Below are 18,948 nucleotides of genomic sequence, written 5' to 3'. Positions count from 1 at the left end.
ATTAATAATTTAAAAGTTACAAATTTTGATAAATCTTAATGCCTTCTTCCACATCATCGTAGATCTCGGCTTTGCCATTATCTAAGATAATGACTAGGTCACACATGGTTCTTACTTGTGTCATCCCATGGGTGACCAGAATGATATTCGCTTTCCCGACTTTATCCTTGAAAGCTTGGCTCGCCTTCTTTTTAAAGTGGGCATCACCTACGGACATCGCCTCATCGACGATGTAGTAATCAAAATCGAATGCGAGGCTGAGGCCAAAGGCGACGCGCCCACGCATTCCTGATGAGTATGTTTTAGTGGGGAGATCGAAATAATCGCCAATTTCTGCAAATTCCTCTACGAAGGCGACCTTTTCATATAACTCCTTCCCGCGAAAGCCTTGGGTACGGGCGATGAACTTCACATTCTCCCGTGCAGAGAGAGAGCCTTGGAAACCGCCAGATAAGCCCACGGGCCAAGAGATGGTTTTATCGGTAATGATCCGCCCGCTATCGGGGGAGTCTACCTTGGCAAGTAGATTCATCAATGTTGATTTCCCCGCGCCATTTTTACCGATAATGGCGACATTTTTATCGCTCGGGATAATAAAGGAGAGATCCTTAAAGACATATTTGCGCCCTGCTTTATGGTGCAGGTAGGATTTGGTGAGATTCTCGATCTTAATCATTTCACTAATAACCTCTGCCGGCGGAGACGATAAAGCGCTAAGGCGATAAAGAGGGTGATCATGGTGCAGAAGAAGGGATAACTTTGGCTCATGCCCGGAATAACAGGGTAATTGACAAAAACCGCTTCGCGAATATTACTGATAATATGCGCAAATGGGTTCCAGAGTAACCAAGGGAGGTACTGTTCGGGAATAATCCAGAGGGGGAAAATCACCCCAGAGATCAGATAGATCGGCAGAAACACGATCCGAATAAAGGATTTAAGATTGGGTAGCATCACCGTTAAGACAGAGAAGATAATCCCCAAACCAAAAGCAAAGAGAATAGCAATTACGAGAGAATAGAGCCACTCTAGCGGGTAAGCAACCGCCACATCGTAACCGATCCAGAAACCAAAGATAAAGATAAAGATGCCGTAGATCGTGCTTGAGATGGAGAGTTCCACTAAGACACGGGCGACATAGGTATCAAATATTTTAATATTGGGATAGGCAAAGAGTGCCTGATTGGCGCCGATCGAATCCATCAATTTAAAGATGATATTGCGCATCAGGAAGAAAGGGAGCATCCCGGTTAAGAAGAACATGGGGTAATCCATCCCTGGGACGGAGCGTGCACGAATCACGGTGAAGATGAAGATCATCACCCCCATATGGGCGGCAGGTTCAAAGAGCATCCAGAAAGCGCCCATCCGCCGGCTACCAAAACGGGTGAGGTATTCGCGCAGAACAAGAGCAAAGAGCACATCTTGCATAATCTGCCAAGGACTTCTTCTGGATATGGAACTCATCTTCTCCTCTTCTTAGAATCTATGATTAGGTGCGCTAATAGGTGTTATTGCGCCTATATTATTCTTTATAAAATGCCGGCACTATCGTAAAAAGTGGCGGGAATATGCAATTTTTGCGAAAAGATAAAAATTTTACCGCAACATTGTACTATGAAACGGGCTATATATTAATTGATATTTAACAGCTTTAATCATTTTATAAAAATCTAGAATAGAACTGTTATTTAGCCCCCTTGAGTCGATCTTTATTGTTAAAAAATAATATTTAATGTTAATTTAGACCCCGATATCTTAAAACTATAAAAACCTCAGAAAGAGAGCGATAGAGATTAGCCCTATCGCTCTTTTAACTTTTATCCTTCCACGCTTATATAGCAGAGAGGAGGGATTAATCATCACTATTTTGATTAGAGGTTATTGGCACTATTTCCTAAAAGAAGAACTTGGAAGATAGGGGCGATTAACTTTTGGAATTCATAGGTTCCTGCGTTAGTGACATAGATCGCATCTTCTGGTTGTACCAAAAATTGTTGCGCGACAAAGAGCGAGGTGGGGTCTTTCATATTGAGCTGGAAGACGCGCGGTTTCTCTTTAGCCGTGATGGTATTGGTTGCGGCATCAAAAGTGGTACCGTCCGATAGCCTAAAGATAAAGACACCGGTGGCATTGGCCTTTTGATCGCTCAAACCGCCGATTGTCCCTAAGACATCGAGCAGGCTCGGATTGCGTGAGGGGAAATCATGAAGCCCGGGTTTATTCACTGCACCCATCGCCACAAAGCGTTGTTTTGCACGCTCGACCACCACTTCACTATTGGCGGTAATCGGGTGGTTGAGCCCATTTAAGAGATCGGCATAGTTATAACGGGTCACATTACGGCCATTACGCACCACTACATCCACAAGATAGGGTTCTAACTTAGGACCACCGGCAAGATTGACGGCATCGAGAATCGTCAAAGGCCCTTCTAATGTCGAGAAGCGCCCAGGTTTATTAACATCCCCCGCCACCAGAACAGAACCGCCAAGATCCCCGGTAATATTGAGGAAGACTTGTGGGTCGGTTACAAACTTCTTCAATTGCTCTTGAATTTTTGCTTCTGCCTGAGTTGTTGTTAAACCATTGAGATTCACAATACCGACATAAGGGAGGGAGATAGAGCCATTTCGGCTTAAGCGCACCTTATTGAAGGTGGTGCCGCCAGCAGAGAGTGGCGCAAAGAGCGCGCCATCTTCGGCACTATCGGAGATCATGACACTGATCACATCCCCCGGTGTTAAACGGAGATCAGGGACGGTAGGTTTACTAATGGCGGTATTGAGCTTTGTGCTCTTTGGGCGCATATATTGGGCGATGGTGGCCGGCTTGAGCTCAATAAACTCATAACCGCCCACAATTTTTGGCCCCTCTTCCGTCATCTGATCTTGTTGATTGATAATGGAGGAGGCGCCCGGCCCTGATGCAGAGATCACGCCGGAACAGCCGGCAAGCAGGAGCGGCATCACAATGGTGGAGATACGCAATAGTTGGCGTATCGGTTGATCTTTTATCATACTCATCATTAAACAACCTCAGTGTGTCGTTAGAATCTTATTGATTAGGGTTACTCTCAACTTCGGCTCATCCGTTCTAGTCCCATGTGCAATTGCTAGCGCGCTTTTGCACTACGGTGATCACATCTTCCCATCGCCTCTTCCAATGAGATCTTCCAATGAGATCTTCCCGTTGGATCTTTATTTTAAGCGCGATCGCTATTCACGATGATCATTGATCGAAGCGATTACAAAACGGCTAACGCCATAGAGTAGGAGTAACACAATTAAAATGGTCATTAAATTATAGATTCGGCGCGGATAACTCGCCTCTTCCGGTAAATTGGGTTTTACCACAGCGATCAGGCTGCGGATATTTTTAATCGTCTCTAATTTCGCATTCTCGACCACCGCTAAGCTCGTTTTATAGAACTCCTCTGCCACTAAGAGATCGACCTGTAGCCGGCGATACTCAAAGGCGATGGTATTGAGGAGATCATCTTCGGTAATCTCACTCGTGGTAATTTTTCGCTGCTCTGCTTCAAGCTGCTTGATAAGCGCATTGATCTTATTCTCTTGCGCTTTAATCTGCGGCGCATTGTGAGAGAGGCGCGATTTTAAGGCATTGAGACGCGCTTTTTCTGTAACAATTGCCGACTCTAAATTCGCGACAATCTGATTGAGCGATTCTGCCGTCACTTCGGCATTAAAGATATTGTATTGATTCTGGAAAGCGACCAATTCTGCCTGCTTATTCTCATAACGATCGGTCGCAGCGCCGAGCTCTCTTTGGGCAAAGGCGAGCTGTTCATCCGCCATGGAGCGGGTGATATTGTTCACAAAGATCTCACTTTGCACCATGATCTCTTCTAAAACGCGTTTCGCATAATCGGGGGCAAAAGCGGCCACTTCCACCTGGAGAAGCCCCGTTGTCTCATCATAGTGGGTGGTCACCATCCGCTGATAAAATTTTAGCTTATCCTCTAAGGGGGCATCGATCGCGATATCATAGAGCGGATCGTACCATCTGCCGGCATAATGCTCACTCCAATTGAGCTTCTCATCAAGTATCCGCAACATATCATGCGAGACAATATACTCTTTCAGATAGAGCGTATCTTCCCGCGAGACGGGATCCACCGCCCCCATCAACATCGCAAGCCCAGGAAGCCCCGCCTGTTGCCCGCTCTCTTGTTGGCGTACAACAATCTGCGCCGAGCTGACATAGCGATTCGCCGCTAAAATCGTTAAGTAGAGTAGCGAGATAAGAAAGGGTGCGATCACAATCGCGACAAAAAGTTTGTTACTTAAAATCGATTTTATTTTTTTAGACATACTTTGACATACTTTATAAAGAGGCTCTTCCGGTTAAGGAGATAGCGATTCGATCTCGGTTTTTAACATGATCTCTTGATGATCTCTTAATGATCTCTTGACCTCTACCGCTTTTTTGCCAAAAAAGCAGACGATGCTTCTGACAAAATCGTTCATAGATAGTATCAAAATTTAGAGTCGGAGTCGGAAAATTTTACCGCCGGCATCATTAATTGCTCCGCATAGTAGAAACTCCCATTCATCTGACTCTTAAACTTTAAAGCATAGAGATAACGCTTCACATATTGGCTATTCGGTGTCCGACACTGTTGCCAAAAAGCACCTAAAGAACATTGATTCGTTAAATAAGGATTATCGTAATGCGCATCACCAATCACCTTGACGGGAAGGTTATGGATCAATGCAGAAAGCCCACTGGTACTATTGACCACCACAACCCCTTTTGTCGCTCGGAGGAGAATAGGCATCGGGATCTCAAAGAGATAATCGACCCGATCTTCCACCTTATAGCGCTTTGCAAGGCGCTCAATCAGCGCGCCATAATGATTAAACCCCCGATCCATCGGATGATGTTTAATCACTAAGCGGTCCTCTGGTTTTGCATATTGCCCAAAGGAGGCGATCACTTGCCGAATATATTCAGGCACCCGCTTTCCCCGCCCATGCTGGATAATCTGGCTATCATTGTGCACCTGCAAGGGGAAGAGAAAGAAATCACCATAGCGCCCCTCCTCCATCGCTTTAGCTATCTGATGATCACGTCGCCGATAACGTAAATTTCGCCAGCCGGCAAGGAGCCAGGCATAGGCGTAGACATGCAATCGCGTCTCTCGATGGTGGCGATAGTGGGGAAATTGTCGCCGCTGATCACGCATCGCTTTATAGTAGCGCATTGCGATCTTTGCTCGGCGCCAAAAACCGGCGGCAACGGGGACGACCCCTTTATTAAGATCCTTTTCAAGATCATCTACTTCGGTAAAGTCGGTAAATTGTCGGTAGCTCTCGGTATTACGATTAATACGGCTATTGTAATTGACGCCCCACTTTTCAAAGGTGATATAGTGCGGCCGCAGATAACCCTCTTCAAACGCCCAAAAAGTGAGCGTAGGCGTAATTCCTTCTTGATTGAGTTCATGCACAAGATCTCGCGCAATTTGGTGATAGATGCGCTCATCGCCAAAGCAGACAACGGTATCGATCTTCTCGTCTATCAAGTGCGCTTTAAGTGATTCTTTAAATTGGGAGACGCTACCGGTATAGTTCCAAGTTGCGCCCTTTCTCCTATTTTTGAGCGGATAGTAGTAGAGATCGCCACCATTAAAATTGATCTTATAGCAGCGCTTTCCGCCCGCCTGCTCTAGATGTGTCGCAAGATGGAAGAAATAGGGCCCGATCGGTCCCTGAAGAAAGAGAATACGCTCACTCCCCGCTAGGAACTCATCCCAGTAGTGTCTGATCTCAATTGGCTGACTGCCCTGCTGTTCTCTCTCTGCGACCACAAACAATCCTTCTCTGCCCCTCCATCTACCGTGGAGATATTCCATATTTTATATTCGCTCTATCACTGATAGAGTTTATCTGCTCATTCTGCCTACCCAATAGTGCTATCCATGACGTTATCAATGACGCTATTATTGGGCGATCGTGGCTCTATCATAGCTCTATTAGTTGCTCTATTAGTTGCTCTAACAATAGGCGCCCGTATCATACATCAATCGAAAACGAACACCAAAATAAATTCCTTATTATATGATAATTATCGAATAATCATCAGATATCTTTAAGGCGATTATCTTTGATCTTCTAGGATCGTACCGAGATCGTATCTGGATCAGTTCTGAATCAGAATCTGGCTCTACTCGCTCTCTGAGTTGTTTCGCAGGTTATTGAGAGCGATCGTTCGATTTGATCGAATGAGCAGCATCGATCCCGCTCAAAGTGTATGAATGTGGTATCATTTTGCCCTACTCTTTTTGCAAATTAGTGAAGCAGATATTTATGACCTTTACCCACTTTAATCTTCATACAGAATTCTCGATGGTTGATGGCTTAATTCGGATTAAGCCGCTCTTTGCCAAGCTCAAGGAGATGGGGATGCGTGCCGCGGCACTGACCGATCTTGGAAATGAATTTGCCGCCATTAAGTTTTATGAAACAGCGCTCAAGTCGGGGATTAAACCGATCTTTGGGGCAGATTGCTTAGTGATTGATGAAGAAAATAGTGTCGGTCGAATCACCTTGATTGCCCAAGATTATCAAGGATACCTCAATTTAGCAGAGCTTTTAAGCTACGGCTATCGTTACCATCAGATTCGGGGGGTCCCCTATATTACCCATGAGAAACTGATGGAGTATCAAGCAGGTCTGATTGTGATTATGGCCAAAGAGAGCCATTTTGGGCAGAAGTTGCTCAATCAAGGTGCTCCCGCGGCTGAACGCTTTTTGCAGAGTGTCTATCCCGCTTTTTTAGAAGACCGCCTCTATATCGGTATCAAACGCCTTGAACAGCAAGATGATGAGCGCTTTATCCAGATGGCAGCTCCCTTTGCTGAGGCGCATCAACTCCCTCTTATTGCGCTCAATGATGTCCGCTTTATGCAGGAAGATGAGTTTGAAGCGCATGAGGTTCGTGTCGCGATTCAATCGGGCTATTCAATGCTCGACCCCAATCGTCCGCGTAACTACTCCCCTAAACAATATCTTCGCTCAATTGAGGAGATGGAGGCGCTCTTTGCCGACTTCCCCGATGCGATCGAAAATAGTATCGAGCTTGTCAAACGCTGTAATGTCACCTTAACACTCCATAAACCACAATTGCCGGCCTTCCCAATTCCGGAAGGGATGACGATTGAGGAGTATTTTAAGGCGGAGTCCTATCGCGGTTTAGAGAAGCGAATTGGCAAACAGAGTGAAGCGAATCAACACTACTGGGAGCGGCTCGATATTGAGCTCAATGTGATCAATAATATGGGGTTCCCCGGCTACTTCCTCATCGTTGCTGACTTTATTCAATGGGCGAAAGATCATCAAATTCCAGTGGGGCCCGGACGAGGATCGGGCGCCGGCTCTCTGGTTGCCTGGGCATTGAAGATTACCGATCTCGATCCGCTTCCCTATGACCTCCTCTTTGAGCGCTTCTTAAACCCAGAACGGGTCTCGATGCCGGACTTCGATATCGACTTCTGTATGGAAGGGCGTGACCGCGTAATTGAGTATGTTGCCAATCGCTATGGCCGGGAAGCGGTCTCTCAGATCGCCACCCATGGAACGATGGCAGCAAAAGCGGTGATTCGTGATGTTGGCCGCGCATTGGGGCATCCTTACGGTTTTGTCGATCGGATTGCGAAATTGATTCCGATGGATATCGGTATTACCCTCGAAAAAGCGATGATGCAGGAGCCGGAGCTTCATGATCTTTACCATCAAGATGAAGAGGTGAAGATTCTGATCGATCTGGCAAAACAGCTCGAAGGTTTAGCGAAATCGGTGGGGCGTCATGCCGGCGGGGTTGTCATTGCCCCCACAAAATTGACCGATTTCTCCCCGCTCTATTGTGAGGAGGGCTCAACAGCGCTCGTCACCCAATATGATAAGGATGATATTGAAGCCGCAGGGTTGGTCAAATTTGACTTCCTTGGGCTTCGCACGCTGACAATTATCGATTGGGCCATTAAGAATATTGAGTATAATCGCGGAGAGACAATCGATCTGCATGCGCTTCCTCTCGATGATAAACCCACCTTTGAGCTCTTAAAGGCGTGTCAAACCACCTCTGTCTTCCAACTTGAATCACGCGGGATGAAGGATCTTCTCCGCCGATTACAGCCCGATAACTTTGAAGATATTGTCGCACTTGTGGCGCTCTTCCGCCCAGGGCCGCTAGAATCGGGGATGGTAGAGGACTTTATCAACCGTAAACATGGGCGTGAAGAGGTGATCTACCCCTTCCCTGAACTCGAACCGGTCTTAAAGCCCACCTATGGGGTCATTGTCTACCAAGAACAGGTAATGCAGATCTCCCAAATCATTGGGAACTACAGTTTGGGGGGCGCGGACCTTCTTCGCCGAGCGATGGGGAAAAAGCTTCCCGAAGAGATGGAGAAGCAACGCGCACTCTTTATGCAAGGGGCGGAAACCCTCGGTTTTGATAGTGAAAAAGCAGGTCGTCTCTTCGATTTGATGGAGAAATTTGCCGGCTACGGATTTAACAAATCACACTCCGCTGCCTATGCGCTCCTCTCCTATCAGACCGCCTACCTTAAGCAGCACTATCCACCGGAATTTATGGCCGCAGTACTCTCTGCCGACCTCGATCATACTGATAAGATTATTATTATCATTGAAGAGGTGCTGGCGATGAAGATTCCGATCATCCGCCCAAGCATCAATCACTCCTATCATCAATTTACCGTCAATAGAGAAGGCGCGATTATCTATGGTCTTGGCGCACTCAAAGGGTATGGAAAAGCGGCAGCACTTCAGCTGATTGAGGAGCGGGAGGAGAATGGTCCTTATCTCGATCTCTTCGATTTTTGCCGTAGAATCGATCTCTCAAAGACCACTAAACGGGCAATCGATATTTTAATTCGTGCCGGCGCACTCGACTGCCTCAATCCTGATGTAGAGAGCATTCAAGAGCGAGCGGCCTATCGTGCACAACTTCTTGCCACGATGGAAGAAGCGATTCGCCTTGCCGATCAAAATCGTAAAAATGAGAATAGTGGTCAGGGCGATATCTTTGGCCTCTTTAGTGATGAGCCGAGCGATGAGCCCCAATATCAGCTCCAAAGCGCAATGCCCTTAACAGAAAAAGAACTTCTCCATGCGGAAAAAGCGGTCTTAGGCTTCTTCTTTAGCGGGCATCCCATCGATCAATATCGTGCGGAGATTAAAGAGGTGGCCAATACGACACTCACGGCGCTACAAGCCATGCCGGAGCCACAATATCACTCTCGCAATGAAGATAATGTCATTGTCGCCGGCCTTGTTACCGCCTTTTATACTCGGATCAGTAAAGCCGGTAATAAGATGTTTTTCGTTGTCCTTGATGATGGCCTTGCTCGCTCAGAATTCCGGCTCTATGAAGAGGCGATTGAGGCGCTCAATGAAGCGGGGGAAGAGATCGAACCCGACACTATTCTCTTTATCCGCGGAAGCCATAGCTGGGATGCTTTCAATAACTGCATGACACTTCGGGTGAGTGAATTGCAGACCTTAAAACAAGTTCGAGAGCGCCACGGCCACTTTATCCTTATCGAGAATCGCCGGCCTCTCTCCCTTGCAACCGTTCAGGAGATCTTCCAAAAGCTCATGCCACATCGTGATGATGAGCAGGGCTTGCAGCTGATCTTTAAATACCACAATCCTAGCAGTGCCGGTGTGTTACAGATGCAAAATGAGAAGGTGATCGCCGATGATGAGTTGCTTGTGAGCTTAAAGCAGCAATATCATGATGAGATCGATCTCTCTGTGGGTTATCGGAAGCGTTAAACCCCTCATCAATTATATACAAATCAATCCTCTATAATTCTATATATAATTCTATATATAATTCTATATAATTCTATAATGGATAAGGGCATCTAATCTTTAAGGAGCATCTCATGGATCATATTTTACAATCTGCCGCTGTTGTTGTTCCCATTATTTTTGTGCTTGCTTTCGGTTTTAGCGCGCAAAAGGCCAAATTATTGGGGTCAGAGGTTAATCCGATTCCGACCATCAACACGCTTGTCTTGAAAATCGCACTTCCTCCGATGCTCTTCGTCGGCACTATTATGGTGACGCGGGCGCAACTATTAGAAGAGATTATTCTCTTTGGTGCGCTCTTAGTCGCACTACTGATCGCTTACTTTGTCGGCTTTTTAGTGGCAAAAATTCTCTTTAGACGTAATAGCGTGGAATCCTCTATTGCCGGCCTCGCGGTGAGCTTCTCGGCAGGCCCTTTCTATGGACCAGCCCTTTTAGGGAGCCTTTATGGGGTAGAAAGTGGTGTTGCTATTAGTATCATCTCTCTTGTAATCAACGTAATAATTGTCCCACTGGCGACCATTATCATTAAATTGAGCCTGGCAAAAATGGCAGATCAACACGATTCTCTCTTCAAGCTTATTGCTCATTCGCTCTATGAAGCAATCTTTAAAACGCCCTTTGTTTGGGCGCCTCTTTTAGCCTTTATCTTAGTCTTTTTAGATATCAAAATGCCAGAGGTGGTGGATCACTCGCTAACGCTTATCGGTAAAGCTACTGCCGGTGTTGCCGTCTTTGTTGCCGGGATGACCATTGCCGCTAATCGCTTTAAGCTCAGCTTTGAAGTGCTTTTGATCGCCCTCTTAAAAAATGTAGGATTGCCAGCACTCTTTATCGCCATCGCGCTCCTCTTCGGTATTCAAAAAGGGGCATTGATCTATGATGAGGGTCTACTCCTCGCCGCACTGCCATCGGGGCCGATGATCGTCCTACTTGCGACAAAATATCAACAATATCAGCAGCAAGCCTCCTCCATTTTAGCGGTCTCCACCGTCGGGATGCTAATTACTGTTACAGCACTCATTGCCTATCTGCATGGATAAAAGAGAATAGAAGCATGAAATTCACTCCCATACTTGCCAAAGGGCGATTGATCCGCCGCTATAAGCGCTTTTTAACAGAAGTTGAGCTCGATTCGGGCGAGATCATCACCCTTCATTGCCCGAATACCGGCTCGATGAAAAATTGTCTGCTCCCCGGTAGTGATCTTTGGTATCTTCCGGCAAATGACCCGAAAAGAAGGACCGCCGGCACTTGGGTGATTGCTACCACACCTTTTGGCGCACTTGCCAATATCAATACCCATTATGCAAATCGTTTAGTAGAAGAGGCGCTCCTTGAAGGCTTAATCGATATCGGCCCCTTCACTACGCTAAAAAGAGAGGTGCGTTATGGTACGGAAAACTCCCGCATCGATTTCTGTCTGACAAAAACCGATGGAGAAGAGCTCTACATTGAGGTGAAAAGCGTAACGCTCGGTTTTGAGGAGAGTGATATTGCCGCTTTTCCCGATGCTGTAACAATACGTGGACAGAAGCATCTTCGGGAGCTCACAGCGCTCGCCAAAAGTGGTACACGAGCGATTTTACTCTACTGCATTAATCTCACCGGCGCCAAAGGGGTTCGTCCGGCAGATGAGATCGATCCCACTTATGGCAAATTACTGCGAGAAGCAGTCGCCGCAGGCGTTGAGGTGATCGCCTACGGGACGACGATCACGCCAGAAGAGATCAAGATCACCCATCCATTACCGGTGATTCTTTAAGGGTTACTAGTTATATTTCAGTTTTAATAGGAAATAAAATTAAGTACTTACGAAAAAACGATTCTGACAATCAGCACTATTTTTAAGAATCATTACAAGATGACAATTTTTCATTGAAACTAAATAAAATACATTTTCAAATTTAATATCATGCCAATCGTTACGTTAATTTTTTGTTTAAATTAACTTAATGTGGTATATATTACCATCTTAAGATAGTAAACTGCATGGAATGAAATGAAAAAAGCGATCCCCTTTAATTTGCCAAAATTACCAATCTCATTAAGTGCCGAAGAGCATTTAGATCTGATGAAGATTGTGGTTAAAGCACATAACAGCTTAAATACCCTACAAGCATTAAAGCAAGTTGTTCCAACCGACTTGTTTTCTGTTTTTTCATTAGCAGAATCAGTTCAATCGACAAGAATTGAAGGGACTCAGGCAACTCTTGATGAAGTTATGGAAGTTGAGGCAACGCATCAAGATGGTAATGTTGATGTTCAGGAAGTTCGTAATTATCGAGATGCTTTAAATTTTGGTGTACAAAAGATAACAGATCAAGATCACCCTATTACAATCTCCTTTATTAAAGAACTGCATAAAATCATATTAAATAACTCTAGAGGCGCAAGTCGTGCTCCAGGAGAGTTTAGAAGGGTTCAAAACTGGATCGGTGGTGGAGATATGAGTAGAGCGTCTTATATTCCACCAATCGCATCTAATGTGATGGATTTAATGGGTAACTTAGAAGTTTTTTTAAATGAAACTAATGATGAATTTGACCCCTTAATAATGGCTGGGATAATGCATGCTCAATTTGAAAGTATTCACCCATTTTTAGATGGGAACGGTCGTGTAGGGAGATTATTAATCACTCTATTTCTTCTAAAGAAGAGAGTTTGTGGGAATAGTATTATTTTTGTGAGCGAAGAGTTAGAAAGAAATAAATTTAAATACTATACGCTTTTGAATAATTTAAGAAAAGATGAACCCGAGTGGTATGAATGGTTAAAGTTCTTTTTAACCAGCGTTGATACACAAGCTCGAAAATATATTAAGACGGCAAAAGAAGTTCAAGAGTTGTTATCAAGCCTATGGAAAGATGAAAAAATTAGTACGAATTCTACGGCGCAAAAAATACTTATTTTCTCATTTTCTCACCCTGTATTTACTGCTAAAAATATTGAAGAAGCATTAGGAATTACTAATGCCACAGCGAATAGATGGCTAAAATATTTCATCTCTCAAAAAATAGTTTATCCCAATGATCAGAAAAGAAATATTGTCTATCGCAATTATGATCTTATTGATATATTGAACAGAAAATAGCGTTTCAGCACTAATATTAGCCCACGGTTTGCGGTTTTTTATTACAAAAAATAAGCCCAGCTAGTTAAGCTGGGCTTAGTGGTAAATCTCAGGGGATTGCGATGATCTTGTTCTTTCACAAAGTGATTGATAATTTTTTCGGCACTGCCGGGACAAATCTGATTATAACCCTCAAGTATCTCCGGATGCGGAATTGGACCTGAAAATTTTTTCATCATCCGCTGAACCAAAACAGCATCCTTCAATAATTCAGGATTCTTTTGAATGGCCTCTTCTATATCTTGATCTGACATTTCAAGAATCTCATCAGAAGTCAAACTAATACTGTCTTTAATCTCTTCCATTATTTATTCGAATCTTATACTGAATCTTTCTTCTTAACATCTGATAATTGTGATGTATACCAAATGATAGAATTATTTAAATCCTCACCACATTTTTCTACATCAGATCTTAAAGCTTCTTTATAACTTTTTGGACTTGATACAACGATAGTGGGAAAAAAATTGAATAAATGCAATAAGGATTCTGAAAATCCTCTTTTTACATATGCCATAATTCCCTCCTTTTGAAATTTTAGATATTAACTTATAGATATTAACTTAGAAATATCTCATAACACACTGACATATTATCGATAATAGATATTAAAGTAAAACATCCCCCCTAAAACCGCATTTTAAGTTTTAGAATATGTGCATGAATAAAATAGTCTATTAGTAATTATTAAATTATTAAAATTTTCTGAGTCAATAGAGTGAGAACTAATCCTCATAGCTAAGAAGGCTCTTCACGTTGTAGCCCTCTAGTACTTCTGGTTCATGAAGATAAGTGAGATCAGCAAGGAAGCAGATCCCTTCTACTGTTGCTTTCTCCCGCGTAACCATCTCGATAATCGCCTTAATGGTACCGCCTGTTGCGAGTACATCATCAATAATCACAACGCGATCATTCTCTTTCACATCACCGACATGCATCTCTTGTGTATTATTACCGTACTCTAAGGAGTAGGCGACCTTATGGCATTTACGGGGTAATTTCCCCGGCTTACGCACAAGAACGAGGCGTGTTCCTGTCATCACGGCAACTGGCGCTGCAAAGATAAAGCCTCGCGCTTCCGGTGCAACAATCACTGTCGCTCCACACGCTTTGACAAACTGACTCATCTCATCAATCGCATAGCGATAGGCAGCAACATCATTGAGAAGTGGCGTTACATCTTTAAAATCGACGCCATCCGCGGGGAAATCCTTGATTCGAGCAATATACTTTTTTAAATCCATGTCGGTCCTTCATGCGCTAAATGATCATAAACTATCTACAAAGTATCTATCAACAATCGGTTAAACTCTATTTCATGAAAGTTTAAGCCGTTGTTAAATAGCGATTAAATCACCTCTTCGATAATTTAATCCACTACTGATAGAGAGAAATTATACCACTGATCGATAAAAATGACCTCTTTCCCCTAAAAAGAACTCCTCCAAAAATCATCTTAGAAGATATGGATAATCTGGGGAATATAGATTAACAAACAGAAGCTGATGCGTTGCCGGATCTTACTATTGCGTTCTTCCACAAATTACGCGCCGGCAAGGTGGCGATTCCCAATCACCAGCAAAATAATTGATTCACTGTAATAAGAGAGGTCGATGAGTTGCCGGTCCTTACTATCACGCTCTTCCAAAAACTACGTGCCGGCAATAGGCATCAAAGATGCCGACCTGCGGGCATGCAGGAGTGAAAAGAACGAAATCGTTCTCTCCCGCCCTTCCAGAAATCATCTTAGAGGATATAGAAAATATAGATTAACAAACAGAAGCTGATGCGTTGCCGGATCTCACTATTGCGTTCTTCCACAAATTACGCGCCGGCAAGGTGGCACTTCGTCATTGTGGAATCTTCTCTTAGCAGATCTCGTAAAATTATCGCTTCATTGGTAAGATGACCCATTATTGGGAATGCCATCATTTAAAAGCATACTTTAGAGGGGAACGATATATGAATCATCAAGCCACTGCGCTCTGTTTCGGAGAATTACTCTGGGATTGCTTTCAGGATGAGGCGCAAAAAGAGAGCAATCAAACAGAAGAAAAGAGAATCTTAGGCGGTGCGCCGAGTAATCTCTGCTTCTTTCTCAATCAGTTGGGATTCCCGGCAACACTGGTCACCGCCGTCGGTAAAGATTCTCTCGGAGATGCAGCATTAGCTCAGCTCAACGCTAATAAGATTCCGGTCATTGCCGCAAGAAATGAACTTCCCACCGGCCGCGTCGATATCACCCTGATTGAGGATGAACCCCACTATCAATTTGCTACACCCGCCGCCTGGGATCAGATTCCGCTGAGTGACGAGATCCTCGAAAAAGCGCAATCTGCAACCCTTATCGCCTATGGCTCACTCGCAATGCGCTCTGCTATCCCACGATTTGAAGCACGATTTGAAGCACAGCAATATTGTGATAATAGAGATAAAGCTGGAAGTGTGAGGGGAAGTGAGAATAGGGGTGAGAAGGAGCCCACCGCTGAATCTGACTCCGTCGAAACCTTTCGCTCAATTTTGCAGCATCATCCACAAGCAATGCGATTTTGTGACCTGAATCTCCGAACGCCCTACTATACCGCTTCACTCGTCGATCAACTCCTCCGTTATGCTGATCTTCTTAAACTAAATGAGATGGAGCTACGTTATCTGCAGAAGATCTATCAGCTAGAATCGCTCTCACTTCGAGATACGCTCTACCACCTGATCGAGCGATTTGAACTCAATGCGATTCTCTTAACACTAGGCGCCGAAGGAAGTATCGTGATGAGCCCGCATGATTACTCCGCCCTTTCAGGAAAATCGATCGCCCTCGCAGATACCATCGGTGCCGGCGATAGCTTCTCTGCCGCCTTTATTACCGCCCTTCATCAGGGTGCACCATTTCAAGAAGCACATCAATTCGCGCACCATTTAAGCCACTATATCTGCACCCAATCCGGCGCATTTGTTACGCTACCAGAACAATTTACTGAGCAGTTAGCCACCTTCCAGAAGTGGTGAAGTGGTAATGATGCCCTATACCAATTCGATATCAGCGAGCTCTTCTTCCGTTAAGGAGAGATACCAATCCTCACCGAAGAGCTCACAAGGATGTTGCGAGCGCTCACTGCCATTACCACAAAACATCTTATTAGCAGCACAAAGACGCTCACAGCCCCAACAGATTCTTTCTGGATGTTTAGGGTTTTTAGGAATACGCTGCTTTTTCTTGATCCCATTCCCGATCCCATTTCGGTGTGCTTTTATCATCTTCAGACTCCTTCTGATAGCATTCGATCTATTCGCTAAGCGTGGAAGATTCTCTTTCATCATGCCATAAAAGCCACTTAGCGCCTACTCTCAACACCCCTTTTTCTCTCCAGCCAATAGTGATAAAGAGTTGCTCGATCATTCTCCAGATCAATTCTTAACTTCCCCCTTTTCCCTGTTATACTGTCTCTTATCGATTTTTTTAATCTGCGAAATAGTGACCATAACAATGAAATTAGAACAAGGTGAAAAGCTACGCGGAGCTGCCAAAACCGCACGTATCCCGATTAAGGTTGTTGCCGTTCCTAAAGAGGAGCGCATTCCTAAACCCGACTGGATTCGGGCAAAGATCCCTAGTGGTAAACGCTTTAGTGAGATTACTAAAATCTTGCGCGATAATAAGTTGCACTCTGTCTGTGAAGAGGCGGCTTGCCCCAATATTGGTGAGTGCTTCAATCAAGGAACCGCCACCTTTATGATTATGGGAGATATCTGTACGCGTCGTTGTCCCTTTTGTGATGTTGCCCATGGTCGCCCTAACCCACTCGATGCTGAAGAGCCAAAGCGCTTAGCAGAGACGGTGAAGATGTTAGGGCTCGATTATGTGGTGATTACCTCAGTCGATCGCGATGACTTAAGAGATGGCGGTGCGGGCCATTTTGCCGATTGTATCCGTGAGATTCGTGCGCTTTCACCCCACACGAAAATTGAGATCTTAGTCCCCGACTTTAGAGGTCGTATGGATATTGCGATCGATATTTTAAGTGAAACACCCCCCGATGTTCTTAACCATAATATGGAGACCGTTCCGCGCCTCTATAAACAGGTGCGTCCCGGTGCAGATTATGATCACTCGCTTATGCTCCTTAAGAAATTTAAAGCACGCAATCCCGATGTGCCGACAAAATCAGGATTGATGGTCGGTGTTGGTGAAACTGATGAGGAGATGATGGAGGTGATGCGTTATATGCGTGAACACGATATCGAAATGATCACCATCGGCCAATATCTTCAACCCTCAGGGGGCCATCTTGCCGTAGAACGTTATGTAACCCCCCAAACCTTTAAGGCATATGAAGAAGAGGCGTATCGCTTAGGCTTTAAGCTTGCCCATATCGGCCCCATGGTTCGTTCAAGCTACCATGCCGGCGATAATACATTGGCATAAAAAAGATCGTAACAGATCGATGATCATCACAATAATGGTCAGCGATAAACGATCATCAATAAACCAATGGTCAATAACAATAAATATTAAAAACCAAGAAAGGCGCCTCAAATGAGACGCCTTTTTTATCGAACGCTGCAATTTCTTGCAATGATATTTTTATTGTAATAATGCTTTTATTGTCATGATGCTTTCATTGTAATCGTGTTTCTAATTTGAGCTTCGCTACATTAATCGTGTCGTGATTAGATAGATAATCGTCCCGGCATAATTTCCTACCACATAACCAACCGTCCCAATCACTAAAATGGGACCCACCAATGTGCGCCACCCCTTACTAATCGCCATCGCCGCCGCGGTTGTCGGGCCGCCGACATTCGCATTACAGACCAAGAGAATCTCCTCTAAACTAAATTTAAAGAGACGCCCTAAAACCAAACTCACAACTAAATTGACGAGCATAATGAGTACAACGAAGAGAAGTAAGAGCGGCGCATTTTGAATAATCATCGGAATGGATGCCGGTATCCCGATCACCACAAAGAAGAGATAGACCATATAGGTCCCGAGCTCTTGGCTACCATTTAACTTCTGGAAAGGCTTTTGAAAAAGGAAGATCACAACAAAAGTTAAAGTTGTGAGAATTAAGTAAGGATCGGTAATAAAGCTGACTAAAATCTCTAAAAGCAGATGATCCACCATGCCTCTTAGTGGCTTTAACCAATCAGCAAGGGTAAATGAGATTGCGACTATCAAAAGAGATGCACCCATATTAATCGCGATATCTTTTAGCGAAATATTTCGGGGCTGCCAATAGCTAGCGGCAAGATTCTCATCTTTAGCGGTAACATTCTGCTCAACTTCATCGATATAGGGGGTTTTATAACGTTTACGAAACCAACTCATCGCAGAGATGCTCAGAAGAAGGATAAAATAGAGCGCCATAATGAGGTTATCCGCCACAATAGTGGAAGCCACCATATCTTTAGAGGGATCTAATTTCGCCGTCATTGCTGCAAAGTTGACACCTCCACCGATATAAGAAGCACTCATCATTCCACTAATTTTATCCAATTCGGGGATCCACTCTTTAAAGAGAAAGAAGGCGATAAAGGCCCCCACCATTGTCCCAAGAGCGCTTAAAAGAAAGATAAAGAGTAGCCGGCGGCTCTCTGTAAAGATACTCTTCACATTGACCTGAAAGAGCAGAAGCGGAATGGCAATTGGTACAACATAGCCCCACACCATGTCATAGACCGGTGCATCGGTTGGAATAATCTTTAAACTTGAAAATGTAATCGCAATAATCAGCGCGATCACCGCACCGGGAACTTTTGCCGACCACTTATAACGCTGCTCTATCACAATGGATGCAGAAGCAACAACAAATAGAAAAGCTAATAGTAGCCAGGTCTGATCAACAGATATTAAGGTCTCCATACCCCTCTCCTCTTTTAATTTGTTTTAGGGAAATTTTTTTAGTTATTCTTTAATCGTTTTTCAATAGATCTTCTTTCACGGATCTTCTC

The 18,948-nt window shown here is 44.4% G+C and carries 16 protein-coding genes; 6 read left to right on the top strand and 10 right to left on the bottom strand.

The window, feature by feature from the left end; genetic code table 11:
• Positions 1-16: 16 nt before the first annotated feature.
• From DC077_RS00155 to DC077_RS00135, 5 genes are all read right to left on the bottom strand, one after another.
• Positions 17-676, bottom strand: a complete 660-nt coding sequence (locus tag DC077_RS00155; protein WP_109217711.1) for an ABC transporter ATP-binding protein — start codon at positions 674-676, stop codon at positions 17-19.
• Complete coding sequence (locus DC077_RS00150) at positions 673-1,467, bottom strand: ABC transporter permease (RefSeq protein ID WP_239990384.1); 795 nt, start codon at positions 1,465-1,467, stop codon at positions 673-675. Before DC077_RS00150 ends, DC077_RS00155 begins: the two co-directional genes overlap by 4 nt.
• A gap of 407 nt (positions 1,468-1,874) precedes the next feature.
• Entirely contained in the window at positions 1,875-3,029 is a 1,155-nt protein-coding gene (locus tag DC077_RS00145; protein ID WP_239990383.1) for a polysaccharide biosynthesis/export family protein, read from the bottom strand.
• Between the two features lie 189 nt (positions 3,030-3,218).
• Positions 3,219-4,334, bottom strand: coding sequence for a KpsE/RkpR family capsule polysaccharide export protein (locus tag DC077_RS00140; protein ID WP_109202264.1), 1,116 nt, complete (start codon positions 4,332-4,334; stop codon positions 3,219-3,221).
• Between the two features lie 164 nt (positions 4,335-4,498).
• On the bottom strand, positions 4,499-5,833 hold the full coding sequence (locus tag DC077_RS00135; RefSeq protein ID WP_157953453.1) for a capsular polysaccharide export protein, LipB/KpsS family: 1,335 nt from the start codon (positions 5,831-5,833) through the stop codon (positions 4,499-4,501).
• Positions 5,834-6,332: 499 nt separating this feature from the next.
• Here DC077_RS00135 and dnaE point away from each other — a divergent pair, with 499 nt between their 5' ends.
• The 4 genes from dnaE to DC077_RS00115 all read left to right on the top strand — a co-directional run bounded on the left by dnaE (position 6,333) and on the right by DC077_RS00115 (position 12,957).
• On the top strand, positions 6,333-9,824 hold the full coding sequence (gene dnaE / locus DC077_RS00130) for a DNA polymerase III subunit alpha (protein WP_109217709.1): 3,492 nt from the start codon (positions 6,333-6,335) through the stop codon (positions 9,822-9,824).
• A gap of 113 nt (positions 9,825-9,937) precedes the next feature.
• A complete protein-coding gene (locus DC077_RS00125) occupies positions 9,938-10,906 on the top strand; it encodes an AEC family transporter (RefSeq protein ID WP_109217708.1) in 969 nt (322 codons plus the stop codon).
• 14 nt (positions 10,907-10,920) lie between these two features.
• Complete coding sequence (sfsA, locus tag DC077_RS00120) at positions 10,921-11,628, top strand: DNA/RNA nuclease SfsA (protein WP_109217707.1); 708 nt, start codon at positions 10,921-10,923, stop codon at positions 11,626-11,628.
• A 237-nt stretch (positions 11,629-11,865) separates the two neighbouring features.
• The gene (locus DC077_RS00115; RefSeq protein ID WP_109202268.1) at positions 11,866-12,957 is read left to right on the top strand and encodes a Fic family protein; all 1,092 of its coding nucleotides are present in this window, start codon (positions 11,866-11,868) and stop codon (positions 12,955-12,957) included.
• 41 nt (positions 12,958-12,998) lie between these two features.
• On the opposite strand, the gene DC077_RS00110 is transcribed toward DC077_RS00115, so the two are convergent.
• The 3 genes from DC077_RS00110 to DC077_RS00100 form a co-directional block, all read right to left on the bottom strand.
• The gene (locus DC077_RS00110) at positions 12,999-13,301 is read right to left on the bottom strand and encodes a DUF2335 domain-containing protein (RefSeq protein ID WP_109217706.1); all 303 of its coding nucleotides are present in this window, start codon (positions 13,299-13,301) and stop codon (positions 12,999-13,001) included.
• 14 nt (positions 13,302-13,315) lie between these two features.
• Positions 13,316-13,513: a hypothetical protein gene (locus DC077_RS00105; RefSeq protein WP_109202270.1), complete on the bottom strand. Its 198-nt coding sequence runs from the start codon at positions 13,511-13,513 to the stop codon at positions 13,316-13,318.
• Between the two features lie 208 nt (positions 13,514-13,721).
• The gene (locus tag DC077_RS00100; protein ID WP_109202271.1) at positions 13,722-14,240 is read right to left on the bottom strand and encodes an adenine phosphoribosyltransferase; all 519 of its coding nucleotides are present in this window, start codon (positions 14,238-14,240) and stop codon (positions 13,722-13,724) included.
• 718 nt (positions 14,241-14,958) lie between these two features.
• Between DC077_RS00100 and DC077_RS00095 the strand changes: the two genes are divergently transcribed.
• On the top strand, positions 14,959-16,002 hold the full coding sequence (locus tag DC077_RS00095) for a PfkB family carbohydrate kinase (RefSeq protein WP_162297628.1): 1,044 nt from the start codon (positions 14,959-14,961) through the stop codon (positions 16,000-16,002).
• A 15-nt stretch (positions 16,003-16,017) separates the two neighbouring features.
• On the opposite strand, the gene DC077_RS00090 is transcribed toward DC077_RS00095, so the two are convergent.
• On the bottom strand, positions 16,018-16,251 hold the full coding sequence (locus DC077_RS00090; RefSeq protein WP_094567027.1) for a DUF3079 domain-containing protein: 234 nt from the start codon (positions 16,249-16,251) through the stop codon (positions 16,018-16,020).
• Between the two features lie 229 nt (positions 16,252-16,480).
• On the opposite strand from DC077_RS00090, the gene lipA reads away from it, so the two are divergent.
• Positions 16,481-17,419 (top strand): lipoyl synthase, encoded by a 939-nt coding sequence (gene lipA, locus DC077_RS00085; protein WP_109217704.1) that lies wholly within the window; start codon positions 16,481-16,483, stop codon positions 17,417-17,419.
• A 225-nt stretch (positions 17,420-17,644) separates the two neighbouring features.
• Here lipA and DC077_RS00080 read toward each other — a convergent pair whose 3' ends face one another.
• Complete coding sequence (locus DC077_RS00080; protein ID WP_109202274.1) at positions 17,645-18,859, bottom strand: DUF819 family protein; 1,215 nt, start codon at positions 18,857-18,859, stop codon at positions 17,645-17,647.
• Between the last annotated feature and the right edge of the window lie 89 nt (positions 18,860-18,948).

Origin of the sequence: Ignatzschineria cameli, from assembly GCF_003121895.1 — a bacterium.
Lineage (GTDB): Bacteria > Pseudomonadota > Gammaproteobacteria > Cardiobacteriales > Wohlfahrtiimonadaceae > Ignatzschineria > Ignatzschineria cameli.
The sequence above is the reverse complement of the archived record's forward strand: the minus strand, read 5'-3'. Positions and strand labels throughout refer to the sequence as shown.

Excerpts from the sequence above, each read along its gene's own strand:
- DC077_RS00140 (WP_109202264.1), bottom strand. The coding sequence starts at position 4,334 with ATGTCTAAAAAAATAAAATCGATTTTAAGTAACAAACTTTTTGTCGCG.
- DC077_RS00150 (WP_239990384.1), bottom strand. The coding sequence starts at position 1,467 with ATGAGTTCCATATCCAGAAGAAGTCCTTGGCAGATTATGCAAGATGTG.
- DC077_RS00095 (WP_162297628.1), top strand. The coding sequence starts at position 14,959 with ATGAATCATCAAGCCACTGCGCTCTGTTTCGGAGAATTACTCTGGGAT.
- DC077_RS00110 (WP_109217706.1), bottom strand. The coding sequence starts at position 13,301 with ATGGAAGAGATTAAAGACAGTATTAGTTTGACTTCTGATGAGATTCTT.
- DC077_RS00105 (WP_109202270.1), bottom strand. The coding sequence starts at position 13,513 with ATGGCATATGTAAAAAGAGGATTTTCAGAATCCTTATTGCATTTATTC.
- DC077_RS00125 (WP_109217708.1), top strand. The coding sequence starts at position 9,938 with ATGGATCATATTTTACAATCTGCCGCTGTTGTTGTTCCCATTATTTTT.
- sfsA (WP_109217707.1), top strand. The coding sequence starts at position 10,921 with ATGAAATTCACTCCCATACTTGCCAAAGGGCGATTGATCCGCCGCTAT.
- dnaE (WP_109217709.1), top strand. The coding sequence starts at position 6,333 with ATGACCTTTACCCACTTTAATCTTCATACAGAATTCTCGATGGTTGAT.
- DC077_RS00115 (WP_109202268.1), top strand. The coding sequence starts at position 11,866 with ATGAAAAAAGCGATCCCCTTTAATTTGCCAAAATTACCAATCTCATTA.
- DC077_RS00145 (WP_239990383.1), bottom strand. The coding sequence starts at position 3,029 with ATGATGAGTATGATAAAAGATCAACCGATACGCCAACTATTGCGTATC.
- DC077_RS00155 (WP_109217711.1), bottom strand. The coding sequence starts at position 676 with ATGATTAAGATCGAGAATCTCACCAAATCCTACCTGCACCATAAAGCA.
- lipA (WP_109217704.1), top strand. The coding sequence starts at position 16,481 with ATGAAATTAGAACAAGGTGAAAAGCTACGCGGAGCTGCCAAAACCGCA.
- DC077_RS00080 (WP_109202274.1), bottom strand. The coding sequence starts at position 18,859 with ATGGAGACCTTAATATCTGTTGATCAGACCTGGCTACTATTAGCTTTT.
- DC077_RS00100 (WP_109202271.1), bottom strand. The coding sequence starts at position 14,240 with ATGGATTTAAAAAAGTATATTGCTCGAATCAAGGATTTCCCCGCGGAT.
- DC077_RS00090 (WP_094567027.1), bottom strand. The coding sequence starts at position 16,251 with ATGATAAAAGCACACCGAAATGGGATCGGGAATGGGATCAAGAAAAAG.